At 71.0% G+C, this 4,268-nt stretch carries 6 protein-coding genes; all 6 read left to right on the forward strand.

The annotated features are described in order from the left end of the window. The first annotated feature begins 109 nt into the window (after positions 1-109). Complete coding sequence (locus APM_RS01365; protein ID WP_007421563.1) at positions 110-955, forward strand: hypothetical protein; 846 nt, start codon at positions 110-112, stop codon at positions 953-955. Positions 956-965: 10 nt separating this feature from the next. Next, positions 966-1,103: a hypothetical protein gene (locus APM_RS22175; RefSeq protein WP_013640860.1), complete on the forward strand. Its 138-nt coding sequence runs from the start codon at positions 966-968 to the stop codon at positions 1,101-1,103. Between the two features lie 3 nt (positions 1,104-1,106). Continuing rightward, on the forward strand, positions 1,107-2,663 hold the full coding sequence (locus tag APM_RS01370) for a tail protein (RefSeq protein WP_007421564.1): 1,557 nt from the start codon (positions 1,107-1,109) through the stop codon (positions 2,661-2,663). Positions 2,664-2,671: 8 nt separating this feature from the next. Beyond that, a complete protein-coding gene (locus tag APM_RS01375; protein WP_007421565.1) occupies positions 2,672-3,100 on the forward strand; it encodes a hypothetical protein in 429 nt (142 codons plus the stop codon). Further along, positions 3,097-3,402, forward strand: coding sequence for a hypothetical protein (locus APM_RS01380; RefSeq protein WP_007421566.1), 306 nt, complete (start codon positions 3,097-3,099; stop codon positions 3,400-3,402). The genes APM_RS01375 and APM_RS01380 overlap by 4 nt, the downstream gene beginning before the upstream one ends. A 151-nt stretch (positions 3,403-3,553) precedes the next feature. Continuing rightward, positions 3,554-4,268: hypothetical protein (locus APM_RS01385; RefSeq protein WP_007421567.1), on the forward strand; the 715-nt coding region annotated here is incomplete at its 3' end.

Below are 4,268 nucleotides of genomic sequence, written 5' to 3' on the forward strand. Positions count from 1 at the left end.
CGGACGTGGCGGATGTGGTGCGCGATGCGCGCGGGCGGCAGTTCGTGATCGACCAGGCGGAGCTGTTCGGCGGGATCTGGCGGCTCGCGCTTTCGGCGAGCATCGTCTGATGGCGGGGCAGCAGGATGTCGAGAACGCGATCGTCTCGCTGATCGCGACGGCTTGCTATCCGGCGGGAACGGCCGCGGCATCGGCGATCGCCGGGCCGGACGGGATGGTGACGTGCCGGGTCTATCGCGGCATGCCGAACGCGCCGGCGCTGGAGGCGGATCTCGCGCGGGGCGTGATGCATGCCACCGTGTTCGCCGAGCCGGGCGGTGTGCGCAACGTGACGCGCTATCCGCGCGAATGGATCGAGGTGGCGCCGGTGCCGGCGACGCTGTCGGTCAGCGTCGCGGGAATGGCGGCGACGTTCGCGGGGCAATGCGCGGCCGGGCAGCTCGCCGGCATCGCCGTCGATGGCGCGATCTTTCCCTATGCCGTGCAGGCCCGCGACACGCCGGCGAGTGTGGCGAGCAATCTCGCCGCCCTGCTGCGCGCGGCGGGGTGGCTGGTGAATTACGCGGGGACGACGCTGAGCGTGCCGGCGGCGCACGGGCTGATCGCCCGCGTCGTGGCCGGGGGCGTCGCGCTGCGGGAGATCAAGCGCCAGGTGCAGCCGTTCCGGATTTCGCTGTGGTGCCCGGACCCGCTGACGCGGGACGCGGCGACGGCGGTGATCGACCCCGCGCTGGCGGCGCCGCAGTTCATCGGCCTCGCCGATGGCGCGGCGGCGCGGCTGCGCTTTGTGGGCACCGAGACCACGGACAGGTCGATCGATGCCGGGCTGTACCGGCGGGACCTCATTTACGACGCGGAATATCCGACCACCGAGGCGATGACGACGCCGGCCATGCTGTTCGGGGTCGGCGGGATCGCGGCGGACGGCGCGTTCATCGCCGGCATGACCGGCTGAAGGAGAGACGATGAAGATCAAACTGGTGGTGGTGAAGCCGTTCGAGGGCTTCAGGCGGGGCGACACGATTACCGACGCGGCGAAGATCGACGCCGTGCTGGCGTCCGCCCAGGCCGGGTCGGTCGTGCGGGTTGTGGCGGAGGGCTGAGGCATGCCGATATCGCAGGCAGGCGCGCTGAACACGACGGCGCTGATCGTTCCCGACCTCTATGTGCAGATCGTGCCGCCGCAGACGCTGCTGCTCAACGGCGTGCCGACCGATGTGCTCGGCGTGGTCGGCTCGGCGTCGTGGGGGCCGGTGGGCGAGCCGATGATCGTCGGCTCGATGGGCGACTACGCCGCATCCTTCGGGCCGGTGATGGCGCGGCAATACGACATGGGCACGGCGGTGGCCGTGGCGGTGCAGCAGGGGGCGTCGAATTTCCGCTGCGTGCGGGTGAGCGACGGCACCGATGCCGCGGCCTCGGTTTCCATTCTCGGCGCGCTGACGCTGACGGCGCTCCATACCGGATCGCTCGGCAACGCGATCACGGTGACGGTTTCGGCCGGGTCGGCGGCGAACAGCTGGCGGCTGACCGTGGCGCTGCCGGGGCGCACGCCGGAGGTGTTCGACAACATCGCCGGTACCGGAGCCGCGTTCTGGCAGGCGGCGGCGAATGCGGTGAATGCCGGGACGGGGCCGCTGCGCGGCGCCTCCGAGCTGGTGGTGGCGAGTGCCGGCACGTTGTCGACCCCGCCGGTGACGGGGGTCTATCCGTTCGCGGCCGGCACGCCGGGCAGCGACGGCGCCGGCGGGCTGACCGCCGCCTCGCTCGTGGGCCAGGACACGCTGCCGCGGAGCGGGATGTATGCGCTGCGCGGGCAGGGCTGCGGGATCGCGGTGCTGGCCGATCTCGACGATCCGACGCAGTGGAGCCCGACCGTCGCCTTCGGCCTCGAGGAAGGCTGCTACATGATCCTGGCCGGGCCGCCGGGCGACACGATCGCCAATGCGGTGTCGGCGAAGCGGACGGCGGGGATCGATTCCTATGCCGCCAAGGTGATGTTCGGCGACTGGATCTGGTGGTACGACCAGGCGAACGGGATGACCCGGCTGGTGTCGCCGCAGGGTTTCGTGGCCGGGCGGCTCGCCAATCTCTCGCCGGAACAGAGCTCGCTGAACAAGCCGCTCTATGGCGTCGTCGGCAGCCAGAAATCGGGGCGCGCTGCATCCGGCACCACCAGCACCTATTCGTCGGCCGATCTGTCGGCGCTGATGTCGGCCGGGATCGACGTGATCGCCAATCCGCAGCCGGGCGGGGCGTTCTGGGGCGTGCGCGGCGGGTTCAACGCCTCGTCCGACAGCGCGACCAACGGCGACAACTACACCCGCATGACCAACTACATCGCCGCCACCCTGTCGGCGGGGATGGGGCAGTATGTCGGCCAGCTGGTGAACGAGACGCTGTTCCGCCGCATCCGCGGCACGCTGCTGGCTTTCCTGAACACGATGCTCGGCCAGGGCATGCTCGGCACCACCAACGGGGCGCTGCCCTTCGCCGTGGTGTGCGATGCCTCGAACAATCCGCCTTCGCGCACCGGGCTTGGCTATGTGCAGGCGGATGTGCAGGTGCAGTACCAGGCGATCAACGAGCGGTTCATCGTCAATGTCGAGGGCGGGCAGACCGTGCAGGTCAGCCAGCAGACCCTGCCCCAGGGCACGGTGTGAGGTAGCAGATGCCATATAACACGTTTACCGTTGGCAATGATTGCCAGCTCGTCGTCATGGGGCCGTTCGGCCGGGTCGATCTTGCCCATGTGACCGGATTCGAGGTGAGCCAGGTGACGCAGAGCGTGCGCGTCGACCGGCTCGACGGGGTACAGCTCGGCGCCGAACTGCCGAGGGGATGGCAGGGAAGTTTCCTGCTCGACCGCGGCACGTCGGCGGCCGACGATTTCATGGCGCAGATCGAGCAGGCCTATCTGTCGGGGCAGGCGATCCCGCCGGGAACGCTCTATCAATATGTGAATGAAACTGACGGATCGACCTCGACCTACCAGTTCGATGGGGTCGTGTTCAAGCTCAGCTCGGCGGGCGTGTATCGCGGCGACATGCCGGTGGCGCAGAAGCTCGACTTCTTCGCCTCGACGCGCAGGCGCGTATGAGCGGCGGCGCGGTGGAGGACGCGCGCGGGCGGGTGCTCGCGCTGCGGCCGCTAACGATGCTCGACCGGCTGCGCCTGTTCAAGGCGCTTGGGCCGGAGCTGTCGATGAACGAGGCGTATCTCGGCGTCGCCTCGCTGGCGGCGTCGGTCAGCGCGATCGATGGCGTGCCGCTGCCGTTTCCGGCGAGCGAGGCGGCGGTGGAAAACGCCGTCGAGCGGCTCGGCGAGGCGGGCATCGAGGCGGCGGCGGCGGCGTTGCAGCCGGAGGATGCCGATACGGTGAAGGCGCTCGCGGGAAACTGAGCCGGCACCCCGCGCTGATCGACTGTCTCTACCTGGTCGGGCGCGGGGTGCCGTTCGAGGTGGCCTTCACGCTCGGCGAGGCGGAGCGGATCGCGTTCGTCGTCGCGTGCGGGGAGCTGGACGGGCTGACATTCGACTGGAAGGCGATGGCGTGGGTGCAGGTGTGAGATGGCGCGACGGTGCGGGGGCGCGGTTCGCCGGGCTGGCGCGGGGCGGGTTCGGGCGGATCGCGCCCCGGCGGCTGCGCTTGGGGGCGCGGAGAATGCGGCGGGCGGTGACGTCCGCCATGCAGGCGGCAGCGGTGGCGTTTCCGACCAGCCGCCGCGACGGCGGGGCGGTGTGGGCACGGCCCGGTGGATGGCAACATGCCGCGCGGTTTCCGACGGATCGCGCGCGGCATCCATGGCATCCGCGGCATTATGCTTCGTTCCGTCCCGGCCTGTGGGCTGCGGCTGTGACGGGGCGGCGCGTGGCGCACGGCTTCGGGCCGGAGATTCGGCGGGCGGGCGCGCATCTGCCGGCGCATCGGGTGCCGGCGGCACGATCGAGGCGGGCGGCGGCGCGGGACGTGCCGCTGATCCACACCGCCCTGCGCGCCGGAGCTCCGGCGATGGCGGCTTCGCGCCGCGTGGTGGCCCCACATGTGGCGTCAGGTCGCTCCGGGCCGCATGCCTGGAATGGGGCTCATGTTTCATCCGCATCGTCGGCGCGACCGGTGGCGCCGGTCGTGCCGGGGCGGGCGGTCGGTGCGGAGGCAACGGGGCTGGCGGCGGCGGCGGTGCGGCCGGAGACGCGGTTCGCGGCGCCGGAGCGGATGGATCTCGGCCGCTGGCTCGGCGGGTTGTTCGGCGACGAGGCGCGGCGGC

This window comes from Acidiphilium sp. PM (assembly GCF_000219295.1).
Lineage (GTDB): Bacteria > Pseudomonadota > Alphaproteobacteria > Acetobacterales > Acetobacteraceae > Acidiphilium > Acidiphilium multivorum.

Coding starts and splice junctions, on each gene's coding strand:
- APM_RS01365 (WP_007421563.1), top strand. CDS start 110: ATGGCGGGGCAGCAGGATGTCGAGAACGCGATCGTCTCGCTGATCGCG.
- APM_RS22175 (WP_013640860.1), top strand. CDS start 966: ATGAAGATCAAACTGGTGGTGGTGAAGCCGTTCGAGGGCTTCAGGCGG.
- APM_RS01370 (WP_007421564.1), top strand. CDS start 1,107: ATGCCGATATCGCAGGCAGGCGCGCTGAACACGACGGCGCTGATCGTT.
- APM_RS01375 (WP_007421565.1), top strand. CDS start 2,672: ATGCCATATAACACGTTTACCGTTGGCAATGATTGCCAGCTCGTCGTC.
- APM_RS01380 (WP_007421566.1), top strand. CDS start 3,097: ATGAGCGGCGGCGCGGTGGAGGACGCGCGCGGGCGGGTGCTCGCGCTG.